At 70.9% G+C, this 18,912-nt stretch carries 24 protein-coding genes; 15 read left to right on the top strand and 9 right to left on the bottom strand.

The features are described 5' to 3' along the window. The first annotated feature begins 36 nt into the window (after nucleotides 1-36). Genes ETD96_RS21200 through ETD96_RS21190 form a run of 3 tightly spaced genes read left to right on the top strand, consistent with a single transcriptional unit; the run spans nucleotide 37 to nucleotide 2,641 of the window. Nucleotides 37-897 (top strand): carbohydrate ABC transporter permease, encoded by an 861-nt coding sequence (locus ETD96_RS21200; protein ID WP_240807962.1) that lies wholly within the window; start codon nucleotides 37-39, stop codon nucleotides 895-897. After that, nucleotides 894-1,748: a carbohydrate ABC transporter permease gene (locus ETD96_RS21195; protein WP_138638210.1), complete on the top strand. Its 855-nt coding sequence runs from the start codon at nucleotides 894-896 to the stop codon at nucleotides 1,746-1,748. Before ETD96_RS21200 ends, ETD96_RS21195 begins: the two co-directional genes overlap by 4 nt. Continuing rightward, on the top strand, nucleotides 1,745-2,641 hold the full coding sequence (locus ETD96_RS21190; protein ID WP_138638209.1) for an ROK family protein: 897 nt from the start codon (nucleotides 1,745-1,747) through the stop codon (nucleotides 2,639-2,641). The genes ETD96_RS21195 and ETD96_RS21190 overlap by 4 nt, the downstream gene beginning before the upstream one ends. 34 nt (nucleotides 2,642-2,675) lie before the next feature. Here ETD96_RS21190 and ETD96_RS21185 read toward each other — a convergent pair whose 3' ends face one another. After that, complete coding sequence (locus tag ETD96_RS21185; protein WP_171069153.1) at nucleotides 2,676-3,062, bottom strand: ATP-binding protein; 387 nt, start codon at nucleotides 3,060-3,062, stop codon at nucleotides 2,676-2,678. Nucleotides 3,063-3,196: 134 nt separating this feature from the next. Between ETD96_RS21185 and ETD96_RS21180 the strand changes: the two genes are divergently transcribed. The 3 genes from ETD96_RS21180 (at nucleotide 3,197) to ETD96_RS21170 (ending at nucleotide 5,010) form a co-directional block, all read left to right on the top strand. Continuing rightward, complete coding sequence (locus ETD96_RS21180; RefSeq protein ID WP_138638207.1) at nucleotides 3,197-3,976, top strand: helix-turn-helix domain-containing protein; 780 nt, start codon at nucleotides 3,197-3,199, stop codon at nucleotides 3,974-3,976. After that, on the top strand, nucleotides 3,973-4,143 hold the full coding sequence (locus ETD96_RS21175) for a DUF397 domain-containing protein (protein WP_138638213.1): 171 nt from the start codon (nucleotides 3,973-3,975) through the stop codon (nucleotides 4,141-4,143). Before ETD96_RS21180 ends, ETD96_RS21175 begins: the two co-directional genes overlap by 4 nt. A 252-nt stretch (nucleotides 4,144-4,395) precedes the next feature. Continuing rightward, nucleotides 4,396-5,010: a hypothetical protein gene (locus ETD96_RS21170; protein ID WP_205719379.1), complete on the top strand. Its 615-nt coding sequence runs from the start codon at nucleotides 4,396-4,398 to the stop codon at nucleotides 5,008-5,010. Between the two features lie 49 nt (nucleotides 5,011-5,059). Here ETD96_RS21170 and ETD96_RS21165 read toward each other — a convergent pair whose 3' ends face one another. Beyond that, nucleotides 5,060-5,485, bottom strand: a complete 426-nt coding sequence (locus ETD96_RS21165) for a hypothetical protein (RefSeq protein WP_138638206.1) — start codon at nucleotides 5,483-5,485, stop codon at nucleotides 5,060-5,062. A 67-nt stretch (nucleotides 5,486-5,552) separates the two neighbouring features. Between ETD96_RS21165 and ETD96_RS21160 the strand changes: the two genes are divergently transcribed. Both ETD96_RS21160 and ETD96_RS21155 read left to right on the top strand, forming a co-directional pair. Then, nucleotides 5,553-6,182, top strand: coding sequence for a TetR/AcrR family transcriptional regulator (locus ETD96_RS21160; RefSeq protein ID WP_138638205.1), 630 nt, complete (start codon nucleotides 5,553-5,555; stop codon nucleotides 6,180-6,182). A gap of 74 nt (nucleotides 6,183-6,256) precedes the next feature. Further along, nucleotides 6,257-7,057 carry a hypothetical protein gene (locus ETD96_RS21155; protein ID WP_138638204.1) on the top strand — a complete coding sequence of 267 codons (801 nt, stop codon included), beginning with the start codon at nucleotides 6,257-6,259 and terminating at the stop codon, nucleotides 7,055-7,057. Here the strand turns inward: ETD96_RS21155 and ETD96_RS21150 are convergent. Next, on the bottom strand, nucleotides 7,054-8,313 hold the full coding sequence (locus ETD96_RS21150) for a cytochrome P450 (protein WP_138638203.1): 1,260 nt from the start codon (nucleotides 8,311-8,313) through the stop codon (nucleotides 7,054-7,056). The two genes, ETD96_RS21155 and ETD96_RS21150, sit on opposite strands and share 4 nt — an antisense overlap. Before the next feature lie 41 nt (nucleotides 8,314-8,354). Beyond that, complete coding sequence (locus ETD96_RS21145; protein WP_171069152.1) at nucleotides 8,355-9,275, bottom strand: NADP-dependent oxidoreductase; 921 nt, start codon at nucleotides 9,273-9,275, stop codon at nucleotides 8,355-8,357. 111 nt (nucleotides 9,276-9,386) lie between these two features. On the opposite strand from ETD96_RS21145, the gene ETD96_RS21140 reads away from it, so the two are divergent. From ETD96_RS21140 to ETD96_RS21120, 5 genes are read left to right on the top strand one after another with little or no spacing between them, the layout of a single operon-like run. Then, nucleotides 9,387-9,743, top strand: a complete 357-nt coding sequence (locus ETD96_RS21140) for a VOC family protein (protein WP_138638201.1) — start codon at nucleotides 9,387-9,389, stop codon at nucleotides 9,741-9,743. Beyond that, a complete protein-coding gene (locus ETD96_RS21135; RefSeq protein ID WP_138638200.1) occupies nucleotides 9,740-10,051 on the top strand; it encodes an ArsR/SmtB family transcription factor in 312 nt (103 codons plus the stop codon). Before ETD96_RS21140 ends, ETD96_RS21135 begins: the two co-directional genes overlap by 4 nt. After that, nucleotides 10,048-11,052 (top strand): ATP-binding cassette domain-containing protein, encoded by a 1,005-nt coding sequence (locus tag ETD96_RS21130; protein ID WP_138638199.1) that lies wholly within the window; start codon nucleotides 10,048-10,050, stop codon nucleotides 11,050-11,052. The genes ETD96_RS21135 and ETD96_RS21130 overlap by 4 nt, the downstream gene beginning before the upstream one ends. A 16-nt stretch (nucleotides 11,053-11,068) precedes the next feature. Then, nucleotides 11,069-11,869: an ABC transporter permease gene (locus tag ETD96_RS21125; RefSeq protein WP_138638198.1), complete on the top strand. Its 801-nt coding sequence runs from the start codon at nucleotides 11,069-11,071 to the stop codon at nucleotides 11,867-11,869. A gap of 55 nt (nucleotides 11,870-11,924) precedes the next feature. Continuing rightward, nucleotides 11,925-12,359, top strand: a complete 435-nt coding sequence (locus ETD96_RS21120) for an SRPBCC family protein (RefSeq protein WP_240807950.1) — start codon at nucleotides 11,925-11,927, stop codon at nucleotides 12,357-12,359. A 51-nt stretch (nucleotides 12,360-12,410) separates the two neighbouring features. On the opposite strand, the gene ETD96_RS21115 is transcribed toward ETD96_RS21120, so the two are convergent. Continuing rightward, a complete protein-coding gene (locus tag ETD96_RS21115) occupies nucleotides 12,411-12,869 on the bottom strand; it encodes a VOC family protein (RefSeq protein ID WP_138638196.1) in 459 nt (152 codons plus the stop codon). A 285-nt stretch (nucleotides 12,870-13,154) separates the two neighbouring features. Continuing rightward, nucleotides 13,155-15,029, bottom strand: coding sequence for an ABC transporter ATP-binding protein (locus ETD96_RS21110; protein ID WP_138638195.1), 1,875 nt, complete (start codon nucleotides 15,027-15,029; stop codon nucleotides 13,155-13,157). Nucleotides 15,030-15,161: 132 nt separating this feature from the next. Between ETD96_RS21110 and ETD96_RS21105 the strand changes: the two genes are divergently transcribed. Continuing rightward, on the top strand, nucleotides 15,162-16,319 hold the full coding sequence (locus tag ETD96_RS21105; protein WP_240807949.1) for an aminotransferase class V-fold PLP-dependent enzyme: 1,158 nt from the start codon (nucleotides 15,162-15,164) through the stop codon (nucleotides 16,317-16,319). Nucleotides 16,320-16,400: 81 nt separating this feature from the next. On the opposite strand, the gene ETD96_RS21100 is transcribed toward ETD96_RS21105, so the two are convergent. The 3 genes from ETD96_RS21100 to ETD96_RS21090 form a co-directional block, all read right to left on the bottom strand. Further along, the gene (locus ETD96_RS21100; RefSeq protein WP_138638194.1) at nucleotides 16,401-16,820 is read right to left on the bottom strand and encodes a CBS domain-containing protein; all 420 of its coding nucleotides are present in this window, start codon (nucleotides 16,818-16,820) and stop codon (nucleotides 16,401-16,403) included. 77 nt (nucleotides 16,821-16,897) lie between these two features. Then, nucleotides 16,898-17,902: an LCP family protein gene (locus tag ETD96_RS21095; protein WP_138638193.1), complete on the bottom strand. Its 1,005-nt coding sequence runs from the start codon at nucleotides 17,900-17,902 to the stop codon at nucleotides 16,898-16,900. A gap of 2 nt (nucleotides 17,903-17,904) precedes the next feature. Then, on the bottom strand, nucleotides 17,905-18,486 hold the full coding sequence (locus tag ETD96_RS21090) for an RNA polymerase sigma factor (protein WP_138638192.1): 582 nt from the start codon (nucleotides 18,484-18,486) through the stop codon (nucleotides 17,905-17,907). 217 nt (nucleotides 18,487-18,703) lie between these two features. Here ETD96_RS21090 and ETD96_RS21085 point away from each other — a divergent pair. Next, nucleotides 18,704-18,912: hypothetical protein (locus tag ETD96_RS21085; protein ID WP_138638191.1), on the top strand; the 209-nt coding region annotated here is incomplete at its 3' end.

The raw sequence follows: 18,912 nt of genomic DNA, 5'->3' as shown, positions 1-18,912 counted from the left end.
CCCCGCCCCTCCCTCGTCCGCCGGGCCGGCCGCGCGCTGACCCCGCTGCTGTGGCTCGGCCCGGCGCTCGTCCTCATCACGGTCGTCGTGCTCTGGCCGGTGATCGAGATGGTCCGGACGTCGCTGCAGAAGATCAGCTCGTCCGGCGTCACGCTCGGCTACCGGGGCGGCGCCAACTACACCGACCTGTTCGGCGAGGACGACCTCGTCCCCGTCGTGCTGCGGACGCTGCTGTGGGTCGGCGGCATCGTGATCGTCACGATGGTGCTGTCCCTCGCGCTCGGCCAGCTGCTGAACGCCCGCTTCCCCGGCCGCCGCGTCGTCCGCTGGGCCGTCATCGTCCCGTGGGCGGCGTCGGTGCTGATGACGGCGCTGATCTGGAAGTGGATGCTGGACAACTACTCCGGCATCGTCAACCGCGTCCTGCTCGACCTGCACCTGATCGACGAGCCGGTGAACTGGCTGGCCCACCCCACCCAGGCGATGTTCTGGATGATGTGGGTCGCGGTGTTCGTGTCGCTGCCGTTCACGTCCTTCGTCATCCTCGCCGGCCTGCAGACGATCCCCGGCGACGTGTACGAGGCCGCCCGCGTCGACGGCGCCGGCCACGTCCGCACCTACTTCGGCATCACCCTCCCCCTCCTGCGCCCGGCCATCCTCATCGCCTCGATCATCAACGTGATCAACGTGTTCAACAGCTTCCCGATCATCTGGGCGATGACCGGCGGCGGGCCCGGCCACAAGACCGACACCACCACCACGTACATGTACAAACTCGCGTTCTACGACCAGAACGTCGGCGAGTCCGGCGCGATGGCGGTCGTCAACTTCGTCCTGATCCTGGTGATGGTGCTGCTGTACCTGCGGGCCGCCCGCTGGCGTGAGGAGGTCCGATGACCGGCCGCTCGGCACCCGAGGGGGCGACCCCCCGGCGAACGCGAAAGATCGTCCTCGCCGGGATCGGCTGGCTGGTGGCGCTGGCCTTCCTGCTGCCCTACCTGCAGATGTTCTTCACCGCGCTCAAGCCCGAGCGCGAGCTGACGGAATCCCCCGGCACCTACCTGCCGTCCCAGTGGACGTGGTCGAACTTCGTCGACGTCTGGTCGGCGGCCCCCGTCTGGACGTACCTGCGGGTCTCCCTCACCGTGGCGGCCGCCGCCACCCTGGTGACCCTGGCCTGCGCCCTGCCCGCCGCCTACTACACGGCCCGGAACCGCTTCCGGGGCCGCGGCGCGTTCCTGCTGCTCGTCCTGGTCACGCAGATGTTCGCGCCGACCGCACTCGTCATCGGCATCTACCGGGAAATGGTCGCGCTGAACCTGACCGACACCCTGATGTCGCTCATCCTGGTGAACGCGGCGTTCAACCTGCCGTTCTGCGTCTGGATCCTGCACGGCTACTTCTCCAGCATCCCGAAGGAACTGGAGGAGGCCGCCTTCCTGGACGGCGCGGGCCGCATGGGCGCCCTCACCCGCGTCACCCTCCCCATTTCCATGCCCGGCGTGGTCACCGCGATCGTCTACACGTTCATCGCGGCGTGGAACGAGTACATCGTCGCCCTGACCGTCACCGCGTCCCCGGACCGCCGCCCGCTCACGGTCGGCATCCCGTCCTTCGTCACCCAGTACCAGGCGCACTGGCAGTACCTTTTCGCCGCGTCCCTGATCGCGATCATCCCGGTCGTCATCCTGTTCATCTTCGTCGAGCGCTACCTGATCGGCGGCCTGACCGCGGGCTCCATCAAATGAGCCTGATCGGCCTGGACGTGGGCGGCACCTCGATGAAGGCCGCGGTGACGCACGACTCCGAAGTACTCCTCACCGAGTCATGTCCCACGGACCGCGAAGACCCGGTGGGCGGCATTCTCGACTTCGCCGCCCACCTCGCGTCCCGCGCGGCCGCATTGGGCTCCCCCGCCCAGGCCGCCGGGATCGCCCTGCCCGGCATCGTGGACGAATCCACGGGCACGGCCGTCCATTCCGCGAACCTCGGCTGGCGGGACGTCCCCATGCTCCACCTGGCCCGCGAACGCCTCGGAATCCCCGTCGCCGTCGGCCACGACGTCCGCACGGGCGGCCTGGCGGAAGCGGAACTGGGCGCCGGCCGCGACGCCGGCGATTTCGTCTTCATGGCCATCGGCACCGGAATAGCCGCCGCCCTGATCCTGAACGGCAGCCCCTATCCCGGCACGATCGGCTGGAGCGGCGAGATAGGCCACGTGGTCGTCCGCCCGAACGGCGAGGACTGCGCCTGCGGCAACAAGGGCTGCCTGGAGAGATACTCCTCGGCCGCCGCCATCTCCCGCCGCCACGGCGCCTCCGTCCCCGCGGAGGAAGTGATAGCCCGCGCCGGGCGGAACGACGAGAAGGCCGCGCAGGTCTGGTCCGAAGCACTCGATTGCCTGGCGGACGGCCTGGCCGCCACGACACTCCTCCTGGACCCGTCCCTCCTCGTCATCGGCGGCGGACTGGCCAAGGCCGGTGAGTCACTCCGAGCCCCCTTGGCCACCCGCCTGGCGGACCGCCTGACCTTCCGGGAGGCCCCCCGCCTGACCCTCTCCGAACTGGACGACCAGGCAGCCGTAAAAGGCGCAACAATCCTCGCCGCCCGCCTCCTGCCCCCTCACAAGCCGAAGAAGTAACGCGCCGCTCGGCGGATGGGGCCGAGATGACCGCTCATGCGGGCACCGGCTCGATCTCGGCCCAGACCACCTTGCCGCCCTCGCTCAGCGGCCGAGTCCCCCAGCGCCGGACGAGTGACTCCATGAGCATCAGCCCGCGCCCGCTCTCGGCGGCATGGTCGACGGGCCGCACGACCGGCGCCGCGTCCGACCGGTCCCACGCCTCGACGACCGCGAACCCGTCGTCCCGCAGATAGGCGCGCACGATCACGAGATCCCCGTCCCGGGACCCGTGCGTGACCGCGTTGGTCGCCAGCTCGCTGACCACCGTCCGGGCGACGTAGTCCGCAAGCCCCCAGCTCCCGAAGACCATTCCGACGAACTCCCGGGCCTCCCTGACGGCCTCCGCCGCCGCCTTGATCACGATCACTGACGGCTCCATCCGCTCACCTCCGCGTGTCGCATGTGACTTAACGCAAAGGATTAACCACATGGAGTAATATCAAGAGCAAAGCGCGACAGCGCAACGAGCCCGCTTGCACCTGCTTGCAAGTGCTTTCGAGAGGTGGCCCGCCCATGCCGTCACGAAAGCCCACCCGGCAGACCATCGCCTTCGGCATCGCCCTGGCCGGCCTGCGAGAAGATGTCGGACTTTCCCGACTCGAACTGGCCAACCGCATACCGGTCACCCGCAGCTACATCGGCCAGGTCGAGACCGGAACCACCCGCTGCACGAGAGAGTTCGCGGCCGAGCTCGACAAGGCCCTCGAATCCCAGACCGAAATGCAGGACGCCTGGGACGACCTGCTCAAATCCAGCCGGTACCCGCCCTGGTTCGCCGACTACCCCCTGGCCGAAGGCACCGCCTGCTTACTGCGCGCCTTCGAGACGATGTTCGTCTACGGCCTCTTCCAGACCCCGGCCTACATCCGCGCCCTTCTGCAGGAAGAGACCGCCGTCGAAGGAAGACTCCGCCGCCAAGAGGTCCTGCAAAGCGAGACCCCGCCCATGCTCAGCGTCGTCCTGCTGGAAAACGTCCTCTGGACGTGCATGGGCAACGCGGAGATCATGCGCGAACAATGCGAACACCTGCTCACCGTCTCCGAGTGGAGCAACGTCACCCTCCAAATCGCCCCCACCGGCTACTACCCGGGCCTCGTCGGCTCCTTCAATCTCGCGACCCAGTCGAACGGCGGCGACCTGCTCTACATGCCCGCCGCGAGAGGCGGCATCACAACGAACGACCAAGAGGATATCTTGCACATAGTCGGCGCCTTCTCGGCGCTGCAAGCTCGCGCTCTGAGCGTCGACGACTCCCGCGAGTTCCTACGGAAGGCGGTTGTTCGGTGGACATGATCACGTGGCGGAAGGCCCGGAAGAGCAGCGACCAGGGTGACGCCTGCGTGGAAGTGGCACGCTTCCCCGAGGCCGTGGCCGTCCGCGACTCCAAGGACCCCGACGGCCCCAAACTCCTCCTCACCCCCCGCACCTTCCAAACCATCCTCAACAGCCTCAAGCAGTAGCCCCCATGCCCGGCCCCTCCTTGGGGCCGGGCACCCTGTCGACCTCTGCTTTCCTCAATAACCAGGCGGACCAGGGTGACGCCTGCTTCGACACAATCCTCAACGACCTCAAGCAGTAGCCAGCACGCCGGGTAACTCTGAGAGGCCACCATGAACGCGAGCGGAGACGAGACCGCAGGGAAGGACTGCCCGGAGACCGCACAGGCGTTCATGGCACTACCGGCGCGAACCGGGGACTCACGGGAGTTGTTCATGGAGTGCCTGGCCGACCTCGTCCGAGTGGTCGGACTCGACGTCCCGGCCGAGCCGGATCCAGATGATCGGCGGGGCTGGCGATTGCAGGTACGGGCGGCGCTTCGCAATGCCGGCAGCGATGGCCTGCCCGCGTCCGATGCCGCCTTCGGCGCCCTCATGAAGGCGGCCGTCCACGATCCGGACCCGAGCTTCAATCGCCGGTTCGTCGAGCCGGCTCTGCACGCATTCGGACGCCGGCGTGTCCGCTCTGCGCTTCTCGAGTATCTGCGGACGGGCACCGATCTGGAGCGGGCCGGTGCCGCGCGTGCGTGGTACTGGACGGCTCTGCCGCTGCGCCTCCCCAACGCGCGAGCCGAGAACGGCCTCGGGGAAAGCCGGACGGACTCCGAAGACAGGTCCGTCCTGGTGAGGGTGTGGAACGAGACCGCGCTCCAAGAATTCGTCAGCAATGAAAACCTGGACGTTCGACGCTGCATTCTCCCTGGGCTGCCTCTGCGGCCGTCCGCGTATCCGCCGGAACTCCACGCTCTCGTGGTGACGGCGGTGGAGATCGCTCGCTCCCACTCGGATGAGTACATCCGCCACCGCGTGGAAATCCAAGTGAGCGGTTGACGCCCCCGGCCCCTCCCCGGCCTCGTCGGGCGTCCGGGTGCCGTGTTCGTCAGTGGGCGGGGTCTGTTGCGCTGGGTTGTGACGGCGTCCGGGATGGGGCGGCGGTCAGCAGGAGGGCGGCGAAGACGAGGGGCGCGGCGATCTGGTAGCCGATCCATACCTCGCCCCCGGCACCGCTGCTCCCCCACACGGGAAGAAGGGCGGCGAGGGTCGCCAGCCCCCAGCCGGCGTCGTAGCCGACCATGAGGCGGACGTAGGTCCGCGCCGGGCGGCTGCGCAGGTGCTTGATCTCGATCGCGCCGCAGATCAGCAGGGCCGCGCCCGAGGCGGCCATGAGCCATGTCGATACGCCGAACAGGCGGCCGAGTGGGGCCGCGGCGAGCAGGAAGGCGGCGCCCAGGAGCGCCTTGACGGCGCTGTCGGCGATGATCCCGGTCCTCTGGCGTGCGTCCGGCGGCGCGGTGGTCTGGGGCATGGGGTCCTCCCGAGCTCGTCCAGGCTTGGTTCCGTAATCAAATTATCGTAATAATGAGACTATGCGTATGACGAGAGCGGAGGCCAAGGAGCGCAACCGCCGTGCCCTGCTGGACGCCGCGTTCGAGGTCGTCGCCCGGGACGGGTACCGGGCCAGGCTCGACGAGATCGCCGAGCGGGCCGGCCTGACCACCGGCGCCGTCTACTCCCTGTTCGGCAGCAAGAACGGCCTGGTGCTCGCGCTCGTCACGGACTACCTGCGGCCGCACTACGAGGAGATCGAGCAGGCCGTCCCGGCCGGACTCGACCTGCTCGGCGCGGTCGAGGTCTTCGCCCGGTACTACCGGCGCAGCTTCGATTCGCCGGACGCGCTGTCCGTCCTGTCGCTCCAGATCACCCTGCTGGACATGGCCTTGCACGACCGGGAGCTGGGAGCCCAGCTCGCCGCGTCCATCCGGCGGCAGGAGCAGCAGTTGATCGCGGTGTTCTCCGGAAGGCCGCACAACGGGGGCACCGTGACGTCCGGCCAGGCGGAGCGCCTGGTCACGGCACTGCGAGCGCTGTTCGTCGGCCTCAACCAGGGTGTCATCCTCGGCCTCGCCCCCGGCGCGGACGAGCAGTTCTTCGTCGATGCCGCTCGGTCGCTCGCCACGGGGATGCCCCTTGCCGATCACGATGCGGACGGTTCGTCAGGTTGACGAGGGGCCGGGGCCGGTGGTGGCCTGTCCGGGCAGACCGGCGAGTTGCATCGGTACATCGCGGAAAGGGCGGTATGGCGGAGCCTTCGGTTGCGGCCGGCCAGGCCGGCGGCGCGGGCGGTGGAGGACGCGGTCCGCTGCGGCGTGCGGCACTGCTCGGCGGCGGTTTCGCCGTGTCCTACGGGCTCGTCCTCACGGTTCTGAGCGACACCTTCTTCTGGTTCGCGATCCCCGGAATGCTCGGGCTCGTCACCGTCGTGCTGCTGGCCATGCACCTGCTGCTGTATCGCCCGTTCAGGGGCGCAGTGCCGTTCGCCGCGGACGGCACCGATCGCGAAGGCCCGGTGAAATACCACTACAGGATCCTGGTGGGACGTTACCTGCTGCTCATCGCGGTGCCCGGCATCGCGATGATCGCTTTGCCGCTCGCGCTGGGTCTCCGCTATCTCGGCCCGTTCGTCGCCGTGGGCATGATGGCGCTTTTGCTGGGGACGCGGTTCTGGCTGCCGCAGATCGGCTGGGTGCGGAAATGCGCCCGCGTGCTGAAGGTGTACGACTTCGAGTTCCGCTCACCCGTGCAGAAGTCGAGCCTGCAGAGCCAGGGCAGGCGTTCCTTGACGCTGGGCGACGGCGACTCCCCGCGAATGTCGGCGCGCGAACCGCTCTACTCCGGCCAGTGGCCCGCAGAGATCGACCGCGGGGCCTGGTTCGCCGGTGACGACGTCTTCGGGGGCGTGCTGCTCGCTCCCGGCACTGGCGAGTTGATGTTCATGCAGCCGGAGAACTGGGCCGTCCACGAGAATGCACGGCAGCGGGCGGAAGCGGAGCGCCGGAGCAAGGCCGAGCAGGCCGGGCTCACGCGCAGGTCGGTCTAGAGTTCCGCCACCCTGGCGATGACGAAACGGCTCTTCGGTAGGGCCGGGGCGCGCCACGGATGGATGCTCAGGTCCTGTGGCGGGACCTGGTAGGACATCCACCGGGTGAGGGCGGTCACCGACGTTTTCATCACGTCCTTGGTGACCCATTCTCCGGCGCAGCGGTGGCCCTCGAAATGGTCGCCGCCGCCCTGCGGGATGAGGCTGTAGGCGTCTGGTGTGCGGCCGATGAACCGTTCCGGTTTGAACTGTTCGGGACGGTCCCAAAGGCGCGGGTCGTGATCCGTCCCGTGCAGGTCGAGCAGGACGCGCCGTCCCTTCGGGAAATAGTGGCCGCGCCATTCGAAGTCGCGGGCGGCGCGCGCCGCGACGAGCGGGAAGAACGGGTAGAACCGGCGCACTTCCTGGACGAACGCTTCGAGGAGTTCCGGGTCGTCGTCCGTCGCAAGCCGGCGTTGCCATTCGGGATGGTCGTGCAGCGCCATGGCAGCGAACACCACGAAGCGCGCCACCGCCACCGTGGGCCGCAGGACGTTGAGCAGCTCCACTCCGGCCACGTCCGGCGGCAGGAGGCTCCCGTCCGTGTCGCGGTAGGCGGCGATCTCGTCCAGCGCCGTGCCGTCGCCTGGCGCTGCTCCGCGAGCCGACGAGGCATCCCGCCCGTGCCGTTCACGGGCGCGCGTGACGTGGGCGGCGGCCCAGCGGTCGGCGAGCCTGCGAGCGGTGCGTCCACGCAGATAGCGGGGGCCGACCGCCGCCGGGGCCTCGATCAGCGCGACGAGCATCCGGGAGATCTGCGGGACCTGCCGGGCGGCGAGCGGCACCCCCGCCCACGCGCACACCGCACTGCACAGCAGCTCGCTGACCTCGTCGAACAGGACGACGCGCGGCTCGTTCCGCCACGCGCCGATGCGCTTCCGCCAGGCCCGCCCGGTGAGGTCGCGCAGCTCGTCCCGCGCCTCGGGCGTCATCAAGGACATGAACATCCGCTTGCGTGCGGCGTGCCGCCGCCCGTCCAGGCCCTGCACGCCGTTCTCGCCGAACAGCGTGACGCGGAGCCGCCGGGGCGCGGCGCCCTCCCGGACGAAACGGTCCGGGTCGTAGAACACGCGCGCGGCGTCCGCCCCGGTCATGCAGGTGGTCTTCCGCAAGAGCAGCCGCATGTCGTAGACGTCGGTGTCCAGGCGGCGGGCCCTGGCGGACAGAAGCCCGTAAGGCCGCGACAGCAGCGGCAATGTGTCGTCCAGGACGGGCATGACGCTCCTTCGTTGGGGACGGGCGCTCCGCAGCGAGTTCGTCAGGGCACGATGACGAGCTTGCCGCGCGTGTGCCCGCTGCGGCTGGCGTCGAACGCGGCACCCGTCTCCTCCAGCGGGAACGTGTCCGCGACCTCGACGGCGAGCGCGCCGCGGTCGGCGAGGCGGGCCAGCTCGGCGAGCTTCGCGCCGTCCGGGCGGACCCAGATCCAGTGGCCGCCGTGCTCGTCCACGGTGTTGTCGGCGACGGACACGTGCCGCCCGCCGCTGGCCAGCAGGGCGAGCGTGGCGTCCAGCTGCCCGCCCACGAAGTCGGCGACCGCGGTCACCCCGCCGGGCGCCAGTTCGCGGACGCGCTCCACCAGCCCGTCCCCGTAGGAGACCGGTTCCGCGCCGAGTCCCCGCAGGTAGTCGTGGTTCTTCTCGGACGCCGTGCCGATCACCCGGGCACCGCGGTCGCGGGCGATCTGGACCGCGAGGCCCCCGACCCCGCCGGACGCCGCGTGGATGAGCAGCACGTCGTCCTTGCCGACCGCCAGCCGGTCCAGGGAGCGCTGCGCGGTCATCCCGGCGAGCGGCAGGCCGCCCGCCTGGTTCCAGTCGAGCGCCTGGGGCTTGTGCGCGACGTGGTCGGCCGCGACCGCGACGTACTGCGCGAACGTCCCGGCGCCGACGACGTCCTTGCGCGCGTACGCCATGACCTCGTCGCCGACGGCGAACTCCGGCGTGTCGGGGCCGAGGCCGCGGACGACCCCGGCGACGTCCCAGCCGGGGATGACCGGGAAGACCGCGTCCATCATCCCGTCGAGGCCGCCGGCCATGACCTTCCAGTCGACGGGGTTGACCCCGGCGGCGCGGACCTCGACCAGCACCTGGCCGGGGCCGACCTTCGGATCCGGCGCGTCCCCGACCTTCAGCTTCGCGTTGTCGGACGCATACGAGTCATAGGTGACGGCACGCATTCCTCCAACCTGCCTCCGCACCCGCCCACTAAACCCGTCCGCCCGGCGCGCGATGCGTAGGAGATTTCCTACGCTTGACACGTAGGGAACTCCCTACCTATCGTCGCCCGCATGACCATCACCCATGTGCGCCTGCTGACCGTTCCCGTCTCCGACCTGGACACGGCCAAGGACTTCTACGCCGGCAAGCTCGGCTTCGACGTCGTCGCGGACCAGCAGAACGGCCCGATCCGCTGGCTGCAGCTCGCCCCCAAGGGAGCCGAGACGAGCGTCGTCCTCGCCGACCACACCCCGGCCGCGCCCGGGAGCCTGCAAGGGCTGATCCTGGCGACGGCCGACCTCGACGGCGACTGCGCGGCGCTGCGCGAGGCCGGCGTGGCCGTCGACGGCCCGCAGGACCTCCCCTGGGGCCGGCAAGCCGTGATCACCGACCCCGACGGCAACGGCCTCGTCCTGGCCGAGCAGTGACCGCCGACGTGTTCGCGGCGCTGGCCAGCCCCGTCCGGCGGGAGCTCACCGCGCTCCTGCTGGACGGCCCGCGCCCGGTCAACGACCTCGCCGCGCACTTCACGATGAGCCGCCCGAGCGTCTCCGAGCACCTCAGGGTGCTTCGGGAGGCCGGGCTCGTCACCGAGCAGCGCGACGGCCGCCGGCGCGTCTACCGGCTGGAGCCGGGGCCGCTGCGCGAACTGTCCGAATGGCTGACCCCGTACGAGCGGTTCTGGCGCGAGAAGCTCTCCAACCTGCGCGAACTGCTGGACGAGGAGGACCTGTGACGCCCACCGTCGAGGCCGCCGGGCTGGTCAAGCGGTTCGGCGACGTGGAGGCCCTCGCCGGCCTCGACCTCACCGTGTCGCCCGGCCGGGTGACGGCCCTGCTCGGCCCGAACGGCGCCGGCAAGACCACCTTCGTGCGCTGCGTCGCGACCCTCGTCCGTCCCGACGGCGGCACGCTTCTCGTGGACGGGATCGACGCCGCCCGCGACCCCGCCCGCGTCCGCCGCACCATCGGCCTGGCCGGCCAGTACGCGGCCGTCGAGGGTGCGCTGACCGGCCGCGAGAACCTGGAGATGATCGCCCGCCTGTTCGGCCGGAGCCGCCGGGACGCCCGCGCCGGCGCGTCCGACGTGCTCGAACGCCTGTCCCTCGGCGATGTCGCCGATCGCCTCGTCCGCACCTATTCGGGCGGGATGCGCCGCCGCCTCGACCTCGGCGCCAGCCTCGTCGGCGCGCCGCGCCTCCTGCTGCTGGACGAGCCCACCACCGGGCTCGACCCCCGCAGCCGCATCGAACTGTGGGACGCCATCGGCGACCTTGTGGCCGGTGGCACGAACGTCCTGCTGACCACCCAGTACCTGGACGAGGCCGACCGCCTGGCCGACCGTATGGCGATCATTGACCACGGCCGCGTCGTCGCCGAGGGCACGCCCCGCGAGCTGAAGGCCCGCACGGGCGGCGACCTGATCGAAGTCCATGTCCATGACCACACCTCTCTGACCTCGGCCGCCGGAGCCCTGGACGCCCTCGGCACCGTCCGCACCGACCCGCGCACCCTCCTCGTCACCGCGACCGCAGAGAACGGCCCGGACGACCTCACGAGAGCCGTCCGAACCCTGGCCGACCACCAGATCCCGATAGCGGACATCACCCTCCGCCGCCCGACCCTCGACGAGGTCTTCCTCTCCCTGACCACCACCCCGGAACGAGGCTCCCGCCGACGGGACGAGGCTCCGGCCGACGCGACGAGGTTCTCCCCGACGGGGACGGGACCATCATGAGAAGGAGTGAGGCCGCATGGCGGTAATGCAGGCACCCGGCGGGGCCGGTGTCGGAGCGGCGAGCTGGGTCATCGCCCGGCGCGGGATGCGGCGGACGTTCCGGACGCCGCAGATCATCGTGATGGGGCTCGTCCAGAGCGTCGCGTTCCTGCTGATCTTCCGGTACGTGTTCGGCGGGGCGATCGGCACGGGGCGCGTCGACTACGTCGACTACATGATCCCCGGGCTGCTGACCGTGAGCGGGCTGTTCGCCGGCATGAGCGCGGCGGTCGCGGTCGCCGAGGACGTCGCGTCCGGCTACCTCGACCGGCTGAAGTCGCTGCCGATGCCGCGCACCGCCGTCATCTCCGGCCAGGTCGCGGCGGACACGGCACGCGTCACGCTGATCCTCGCGGTGAGCGCGGCGCTGGCCTTCGCCGTCGGCTTCCGCGTGCACGCGGGCTGGCCGTCCGCGCTGGCCGGATTCGGGTTGTGCGTCCTGTTCGGGTTCGCGTTCGTGTGGATGTTCGTGGCGCTGGGGCTGCTCAGTGCGAACCCGCAGGCGGCGCAGGGCGCGGGGTTCCTGGCGCTGCCGCTGAGCTTCGTGTCCAGCGCCTATGTCCCGGTGGAGACGATGCCCGGCTGGCTGCAGGGCTTCGCCGAGAATCAGCCGGTCACGGTCATGATGGACGCCGTCCGGGTGCTCACGCAGGGCGACGCGGCCGCCGCGCTGCTCGGCCACGGCGCCGCCTACTACGTGACGCGCTCGCTGGCGTGGACGGCCGGGATCATCGTGGTCTCCGGCGTCATCGCCGTCGCCCGCGTCCGCCGGACATGACATGGCGGCGACAGGACACGGGCGCACCCCGGGTACGCGCCGTAAGGTGGACGGCGTGAGCGGTGAGCGCGCGTCGATCGAGGTGGACGAGTTCCTGCCGCATCCGCCGCGCAAGGTGTGGCGGGCGCTCACCGAGCCGGACCTGCTGGCCCGCTGGATGATGCCGAACGACTTCGAACCCGTCGTCGGGCACCGCTTCACCTTCGCCGCCACCCCGATCCCCAACATCGGGTTCGACGGCACGATCCGATGCCGGGTCCTCGACATCGAGGACGAGCGGCTGCTGCGCATCAGCTGGAACGGCGGCGGCCTCGACACCACGGTGACCTGGCGGCTCGTCCCCGAAGGCCACGGCACCCGGCTGTTCATCGAGCACGCCGGCTTCGACCTGGACGACCCCGTCAACGCCTACGCCTTCCGCGGCATGGGCAGCGGCTGGCGCTCCGGCATCCTCCGCGCCCTCCAGAAGACCCTCACCGACATCGCCTGACCCGCCCCCACCCCTCAGAGCGAGGACGGTCGGCGCGCGGGCTTGGGGCGGTCAGTTCTCCGAGGTGGCGGGTGGGTCGGCGTAGACGCCGTGGAGCATGCCGGTGGCCTGGCCGACTTCGATCAGGTAGTCGTCCGGGTCGCGCATGTAGCAGCGGATCTCGGCCTTGCGGTCGAGCGGCTCCGTCAGGAACCGGGCGCCCCGCTCCTTGGCGTACGCGTAGAACGCGGCGATGTCGGCGACGCGCACGTTCATGAAGGACGAGACGGGGTCGCCCGGTTCCGGCGGCGACAGCGTGACGTCGGGCTTGTCCGGGGTGGGCCCGCCGCCGGGGTTCATGATGATCCAGGCGTTGGCGACCTTCACGATGGCGGGGTTCTCCGCCAGGACGACCTCGCCTCCGAGGACGTCCGCGTAGAAGGCGCGCGAGCGCGCCACGTCGCGGACGGTGAGGAAGTGCGTCAGCACGAGCCCTTCCACGGGCGCGGGCAACCGATCCCGATCCGCCATGTCTCTGCCTCCCGATCATCAGGGTCGTCCCGGTCTGCGGTCGTCTCCCAATACCCGGAGGACGCCTCCCGACCCTCGAAACGCCTCCTCAACCCCCTGGTCATCTCCCTGGTTCCGGCCCGTCTCCCCTTGCCGAAGAACCTCAAGATCTTGAACGTCGCTCTTCCCGCCGGCCCGAGATCGTCCCAGCTCGTCCCGTTCACCGAAAGGTCCCGCCCCTGGCTCACCCCGGACATACCGGCGCACCCGCGGCCAAAGGCGGGCCGGGGGTGCGCGTACGGCGGGTCAGCTGACGGTTTCCAGGGGTGGGTCGTTGGCGAACTGGGTGTTGTAGAGGTCGGCATAGCGGCCGCCTGCGGCGAGGAGGTCGTCGTGGTTTCCGCGTTCGACGATCCGGCCCTGCTCGATGACCAGGATCTGGTCGGCGGAGCGGATCGTGCTCAACCGGTGCGCGATGACGACGGCGGTGCGGCCGTCGAGGGCCTCGGCGAGGGCCTCCTGGACGGCGGCCTCGGAGGTCGAGTCGAGGTGGGCTGTGGCCTCGTCCAGGATCACGACCCGCTGGCGGGCCAGCAGGAGGCGGGCGATGGTGAGGCGCTGGCGCTCGCCGCCGGACAGGCGGTAGCCGCGCTCGCCGACGATGGTGTCGAGGCCGTCGGGCAGGCCCTCGATGAGGGTGTCGAGGCGGGCGCGGCGCAGGACGTCCCACAGGTCGTCCTCGGTGGCCTCGGGACGGGCCAGGAGGAGGTTCTCGCGGATCGACTCGTGGAACAGGTGGCCGTCCTGCGTGACCATGCCGAGGGTGTCGCGGATGGCCTGGAAGGACAGGTCGCGGACGTCCACGCCGCCGAGGCGGACGGCGCCGGAGTCGACGTCGTAGAGGCGCGGCAGGAGCTGCGCGATCGTCGACTTGCCCGCGCCGGACGAGCCGACCAGCGCGACCGTCTGCCCGGGTTCGGCGCGGAACGAGATGCCGTGCAGGACCTCGACGCCGCCGCGGGTGTCGAGGGTGGCGACCTCTTCGAGGGAGGCGAGGGAGACCTTGTCGGCGGACGGGTAGCCGAAGCGGACGTCGTCGAACTCGACGGTGACCGGGCCGTCCGGGACGGTGCGGGGCTCGGGCTTCTCGGCGACGAGGGGCTCCAGGTCGAGGATCTCGAAGACCCGCTCGAAGCTGACCAGGGCGCTCATCACCTCGACGCGGGAGCTGGCGAGGGCGGTCAGCGGCGCGTACAGGCGGGTCAGCAGGAGCGCGAGCGCGACGACGGCGCCGGCGTCGAGGTGGTCGCGCAGGGACAGGAAGCCGCCGAGGCCGTAGACGAGGGCGAGGGCCAGGGCGGAGACCATGGTGAGCGCGGTGATGAAGACGTGCTGCACCATCGCGGTGCGGACGCCGATGTCGCGGACGCGGCGGGCGCGGGCGGCGAACTCGGCCGACTCGCGGGCGGGGCGTCCGAACAGCTTCACCAGTGTCGCGCCCGGGGCGGAGAAGCGCTCGGTCATCTGCGTGCTCATCGCGGCGTCGTGCGCGGCGGCCTCGCGTTCGAGCCGCGCCAGGCGGGTGCCCATGCGGCGGGCCGGGAGGACGAAGACGGGCAGCAGGACCAGGGCGAGCAGCGTGATCTGCCAGGAGATGCGGACCATCACCGCGAAGGTGAGCAGCACCGTGACCAGGTTGCTGACGACGCCGGAGAGGGTGTCGCTGAAGGCGCGCTGGGCGCCGATCACGTCGTTGTTGAGGCGGCTGACCAGGGCGCCGGTGCGGGTGCGGGTGAAGAACGCGACGGGCATCCGCTGGACGTGGTCGAACACGGCGGTGCGCAGGTCGAGGATCAGCCCCTCGCCGATGCGGGCCGACAGCCACCGGTTGGCGAGCCCGAGGCCGCCTTCGGCCACCGCGAGGACGGCGATGACCACGGCCAGCCCGATGACGGTGGACGTCGCGTCGCGGTCGACGATCGCGTTGACGACCCAGCCGGCGAGGACGGGCGTCGCGACCGCGATGACCGCCATCACCACGCTGAGGATGAGGAAGGCGGCGAGCTGCCGCCGGTGCGGGCGGGCGAAGCCGCCGATGCGGCGCAGGGTGGCCTTGGAGAAGGGCCTGCCGTCCTGCGCGTGCATGGCGTGGTGCAGCGACATCCACGCCGTGACCTCCATGTCCACGGGTCCCCCTGGTGATCGTTAGCCTGGAACAGCAAGCATGAGACCTCAACAATGGTTGAGGTCAAGTCGTCGCCCGCGGCCAGCATGGCGCGGGGGTCCGACATTTCACGGAGGGACGCGCACCACGTGGACATCGAGAGTCTCCGGGCCGACACCCCCGGCTGCGCGAAGGTGGCCCATCTCAACAACGCGGGCGCGGCGCTGCCGCCCCGTCCGGTCATCGAGGCCGTCAACGGGCATTTCGCGCTGGAATCGGAGATTGGCGGATACGAGGCCGCCGAGCAGAACACAGAGGCCGTCCAACACTTCTATGACGCCGTGGCAGGGCTCATCGGCGCGCGCGCAGACGAGATCGCCTACGTGGAGAACGCCACCCGGGCCTGGGACATGGCGTTCTACTCGATCCCCTTCGCGGACGGCGACCGCATCCTGACCACCACCTCCGAGTACTCCAGCAACGCGATCGCCTACCAGCAGGTGGCGGCGGCCAAGGGCGCGAAGGTGGAGGTCGTCCCCGACGAAGCCGACGGCACCCTCTCACTGGACGCGCTGGAGGCCGAACTCGCCAAGGGTGACGTCCGCCTGGTGTCGCTCAACCACATCCCCACGCAGAACGGACTCGTCAACCCGGCCGCCGAGGTGGGGCGGCTGTGCCGTGAGCACGGCGTCCTCTACCTTCTGGACGCGTGCCAGTCGGTCGGCCACCTCGCCCTGGACGTGGGCGAGATCGGCTGTGACATGCTCTCGGCGACCGGCCGCAAGTACCTGCGCGGTCCCCGCGGCACGGGTTTCCTGTACGTGCGGCGCGACATCGTGCGGACGCTCGTCCCGCCCTTCCTCGACCTGCATGCCGCCGAGTGGAAGGCACCGGACGGCTTCGAGATGCGCGGCGACGCCCAGCGCTTCGAGACATGGGAGCGGTACGTCGCCGGGCAGATCGGCCTGGGCGTCGCCGCCGACTATGCGGCCCGCGTGGGGATGGTGGAGATCGAGGCACGCGTGACCGCACTCGCCACCAGGCTTCGTGAGGAACTGGCCGACCGCCCTGGTGTCACCGTCCATGACAAGGGGGTGCGGCCGTCCGGGCTCGTCACGTTCAGCGTGGACGGCCACGACCCCGCCGCCATCAAGGCGGCCGCAAGGGCGCACGGCGTCAACATCAACGTCACGAACCCCATGTCGCACGGATACGACCCGCACGTCCTTCCTGCGGCCGTGCGGGCCTCCGTGCACTACTACAACACCGAGGAGGAACTTGACCGGCTACTGTCCGTCCTCCCCTAGCGGGGGCGTGAGCGTGCCCAGGGCCGGAGGATGGGCACCGGTAGCGGCCTCCGGGCACGCCCACTGGTCACATGTACGGCGTCAGGTGTTGGACCGGGCGGCGCTGATGTCCGCCAGGGCCGACCGGGAGTCGTGCTCGATCGCCAGGTCGCCGATGGACACGATGCCCACGGGACGGCCGTCCTCCATGACGGGCAGCCGGCGCACCGACCGCTCCCGCATGATCTGCGCGGCCTTGTCCAGGGAGTCGTCGGGGCCGACGGTCGCCGTCACCCGGCTCGCGATGCCGCCGATCTTCGCCTGGGACGGGTCGCCGCCGGCGGCGAGGCCGCGGATGACGAGGTCCCGGTCGGTGACCACGCCCTGCAGGTCGTCGCCCTCCGCGACCAGCACCGCGCCGATGTCCTCGTCGCGCATCGCCCGCGCCACCGTCACGATGTCGAGTTCCGGGGACACCGACGTCGGCGAGCCCGTCATGATTTCGCGGATCTTCGTGGCCATCGATCACTCCTTGACCTCGTGATTCGTTCCTGGGGGCCCGGGGATGACTCGGGCCTACCCGGCAGAAACGGGATCACTCATGACGTCCGGAACGCGGCGAACATCCGGTCGGCCCCCGCCCGGTCCCACTCCAGCCGGTTCGGGTCCTGCCGCGCGGGACGCACCGGAACCGTGTCGAACGTGATCGAACCGCTCTCACCGAAGCTCTCGGCGAGCAGCCGCAACTCCCCCGCCCCCAGCCCCGGCGTCGTCTCGACCGCACCGGCGACCGCCGTGAGGAACCGCGCCAGCCGCACCGGATTCCCGGTCGCCCGCTCCCGCACCTCCCGCACCAGCGCCTCCAGGAACTGGTGCTGCCGCTCGATGCGCGCGAGATCGGAACCGTCCCCGACGCCGTACCTCGCCCGCACGTAGGCCAGGGCCGTCCGCCCGCTCACCCGGTGCCTGCCCGCCGACAGCTTCAGCCCCGCCTTCGGGTCGTCGACCGGCGCGGGCAGCGTCACCCGGACACCGCCGAGCGCGTCCACGATCGCCCGGAACCCGTCGAAGTCGATCAGCACCGTCCGGTCGATCCGGACGCTCGTCAGCGACTCCATCGTCTTCACCGCGCACCCCGCGCCGCCCTCCGGGAACACCGAGTTGATCAGCCCTCGGCGCGCCGGGAGGACCGCCCCGCCGGCGGTCTTGCACGCCGGAATCCGCACCAGGGAGTCGCGCGGGACGCTCACCGCGCGGACGCGCTTCCGGTCGGCCGGGACGTGCACCACCATGATCGTGTCCGAGCGCGCGTGCGCGCCGCCCCGCCCGTCCACGCCGAGGAGCAGCACGTTGAACGCGGCCCCGGGCGCGGCCGACTTCGCCGCCACCGGCTTCGCGTCCCGCCCGTGGAAGACCACCGCCGGGACGAGGATCGCCGCCGCCGTCACCGCCGCGACCATGCCGAGCAGCGTCCACCGGCCGGGGCCGCGCCGCCGTCCCCGCCCGGCCGCGTCCAGCAGCCGGTTCCGCTGCCGGGCCAGCGAGGCGGGCGGCTCGTGCTCCAGCTCCCGGCCGAGGTCGCGGACCAGGTCCAGGTCGTCCATGCTCACGCCTCCTCACGCGTCGGGTCGCTGTCGCCCAGCGCGGCGCGCACCTTGCGCCGGGCGCGGTTGAGCCGGGAGCGGACCGTCCCGACCGGGATGCCGAGCGCCCGCGCCACCTCCTCGTAGGCCAGATCGCCCCACGCCACCAGCAGCAGGACGTCCAGGTCCCGCCGCGGCAGCCCGGACAGCGCCGCCGCCAGCGCGGGCCGCGTCGCCGACGCCGTCACCCCCGCCGCGACCCGCTCCGCGGGCCCCTCGACCGGACCGTCCACCGGGCTCCGCCGCAGCGCCCGGTAGCGCGCGCCCTCCGCCCGGTGGTGCCGCGCCACCAGCTTCGTCGCGATGCCGAACAGCCACGGCCGCGCGTCCCGCTGCGCCGGGTCGTAGCGCTCCCGCTTGCTGAACGCGACGAGGAACGTCTCTCCGACGACGTCCTCCGCGGCCTCGGGCCCCAGCCTGCGCGAGACGTACCGGTACAGCATCGCGGAGTACCGGTCGAAGAGCGCGGCGAACGCCTCCGGATCGGCGAGCGAACCCTCGATGAGGGTGGCATCGCTGTCCTGAGCCGTCGGGGGTACGGTCATCGCCACCACCATGGCATGCGCACCGGGCCTTCCCGTGCGGGGACGTTGTCGGAGATGTATCTCCGCGACGCCCCGTCCGGGTTCACGGACACGGCCGCCAAGGACGCGAACCACTCCGAACCTTCCCGGTAAACTGCGCGTCCTTCACTATGCGCGGCGTTGTCGGGGGGACGGCTCCGCCTGCCTGCCGGGGGTTCGAGTCGAGGAGGGCCAGGACGTGGAGAACGACGCCGAGCGGGAACCGGACGCATCCGGCACCGAGGACGAGCAGGACGCGTCCCGCACCGCCACGGCCGAGTTCCCCGCCCCCGCGAAGGTCAACCTGACCCGCCCGGACATCGCGCTCCGCCGCCCCGAGGACAAGCCGCCCGTCTGGTACGTCCAGTTCCCGTCCCCGCAGCCGACCGAGGACGCCCCTTCCACCGA

Origin of the sequence: Actinomadura geliboluensis (genome assembly GCF_005889745.1) — a bacterium.
GTDB lineage: Bacteria > Actinomycetota > Actinomycetes > Streptosporangiales > Streptosporangiaceae > Spirillospora > Spirillospora geliboluensis.
This window is presented reverse-complemented; position numbering and strand designations above follow the sequence as displayed.

Excerpts from the sequence above, each read along its gene's own strand:
- ETD96_RS21195 (WP_138638210.1), top strand. The coding sequence starts at position 894 with ATGACCGGCCGCTCGGCACCCGAGGGGGCGACCCCCCGGCGAACGCGA.
- ETD96_RS21190 (WP_138638209.1), top strand. The coding sequence starts at position 1,745 with ATGAGCCTGATCGGCCTGGACGTGGGCGGCACCTCGATGAAGGCCGCG.
- ETD96_RS21185 (WP_171069153.1), bottom strand. The coding sequence starts at position 3,062 with ATGGAGCCGTCAGTGATCGTGATCAAGGCGGCGGCGGAGGCCGTCAGG.
- ETD96_RS21180 (WP_138638207.1), top strand. The coding sequence starts at position 3,197 with ATGCCGTCACGAAAGCCCACCCGGCAGACCATCGCCTTCGGCATCGCC.
- ETD96_RS21175 (WP_138638213.1), top strand. The coding sequence starts at position 3,973 with ATGATCACGTGGCGGAAGGCCCGGAAGAGCAGCGACCAGGGTGACGCC.
- ETD96_RS21170 (WP_205719379.1), top strand. The coding sequence starts at position 4,396 with ATGGAGTGCCTGGCCGACCTCGTCCGAGTGGTCGGACTCGACGTCCCG.
- ETD96_RS21165 (WP_138638206.1), bottom strand. The coding sequence starts at position 5,485 with ATGCCCCAGACCACCGCGCCGCCGGACGCACGCCAGAGGACCGGGATC.
- ETD96_RS21160 (WP_138638205.1), top strand. The coding sequence starts at position 5,553 with ATGACGAGAGCGGAGGCCAAGGAGCGCAACCGCCGTGCCCTGCTGGAC.
- ETD96_RS21155 (WP_138638204.1), top strand. The coding sequence starts at position 6,257 with ATGGCGGAGCCTTCGGTTGCGGCCGGCCAGGCCGGCGGCGCGGGCGGT.
- ETD96_RS21150 (WP_138638203.1), bottom strand. The coding sequence starts at position 8,313 with ATGCCCGTCCTGGACGACACATTGCCGCTGCTGTCGCGGCCTTACGGG.
- ETD96_RS21145 (WP_171069152.1), bottom strand. The coding sequence starts at position 9,275 with ATGCGTGCCGTCACCTATGACTCGTATGCGTCCGACAACGCGAAGCTG.
- ETD96_RS21140 (WP_138638201.1), top strand. The coding sequence starts at position 9,387 with ATGACCATCACCCATGTGCGCCTGCTGACCGTTCCCGTCTCCGACCTG.
- ETD96_RS21125 (WP_138638198.1), top strand. The coding sequence starts at position 11,069 with ATGGCGGTAATGCAGGCACCCGGCGGGGCCGGTGTCGGAGCGGCGAGC.
- ETD96_RS21115 (WP_138638196.1), bottom strand. The coding sequence starts at position 12,869 with ATGGCGGATCGGGATCGGTTGCCCGCGCCCGTGGAAGGGCTCGTGCTG.
- ETD96_RS21110 (WP_138638195.1), bottom strand. The coding sequence starts at position 15,029 with ATGGAGGTCACGGCGTGGATGTCGCTGCACCACGCCATGCACGCGCAG.
- ETD96_RS21100 (WP_138638194.1), bottom strand. The coding sequence starts at position 16,820 with ATGGCCACGAAGATCCGCGAAATCATGACGGGCTCGCCGACGTCGGTG.
- ETD96_RS21095 (WP_138638193.1), bottom strand. The coding sequence starts at position 17,902 with ATGGACGACCTGGACCTGGTCCGCGACCTCGGCCGGGAGCTGGAGCAC.
- ETD96_RS21090 (WP_138638192.1), bottom strand. The coding sequence starts at position 18,486 with ATGACCGTACCCCCGACGGCTCAGGACAGCGATGCCACCCTCATCGAG.